The following is a 587-nucleotide window of genomic DNA, read 5'->3' as shown; positions in this document are numbered from 1 at the left end:
CGGGTCTTGCAGGTCAGCGTGGCCGGGTATCACGAGCACTTCGTGCGCCGAGCCAGCCCGGCCCAGCGGCGCCACCTCAGCGATGACGCGCTGCTGGTGCACATCAAGGCCATCCACGCCGAAACGCACGGCGGCTACGGCTGGCCGCGCACCTGGAAGGAGCTGTTGGCGCGCGGCATCCGCGTGGGCAAGGAGCGGGTGCAAAAGCTCATGCAACAGCACGGCATTCGCGCCAAGGGCAAGCGGCGCTTCAAGGTCACGACCGACAGCCGGCACGACCTGCCCATTGCGCCGAATCTGCTGAACCGTGAGTTCGCGGTGGCCGAGCCCGACAAGGTCTGGGTGGGCGACATCACCTACATCGCCACGGACGAGGGCTGGCTGTTCCTGGCCGTGGTGATCGACCTGTTCAGCCGTCAGGTGGTGGGCTGGTCGCTGAGGCAAGACATGACACGCGAGCTGGTCATCGACGCGCTGCGCATGGCCTGGTTCAAGAGGCATCCAGCCAAGGACGCGGGCCTGATCTTCCACAGCGACCGGGGCAGCCAGTACGCCAGCAAGGACTTCCGCGACGTGCTCACCGAATA

At 66.4% G+C, this 587-nt stretch carries 1 protein-coding gene; it reads left to right on the top strand.

The window, feature by feature from the left end; all coding sequences use genetic code 11:
- The coding region (locus ACG00X_RS24220; protein ID WP_394492356.1) for an IS3 family transposase at positions 1–587 on the top strand (587 nt) is incomplete at both ends.

Origin of the sequence: Pelomonas nitida (genome assembly GCF_043555975.1) — a bacterium.
Lineage (GTDB): Bacteria > Pseudomonadota > Gammaproteobacteria > Burkholderiales > Burkholderiaceae_C > Pelomonas > Pelomonas nitida.
Note: the sequence above shows the minus strand (reverse complement) of the source record. Positions and strands in the feature narration are given on the sequence as shown.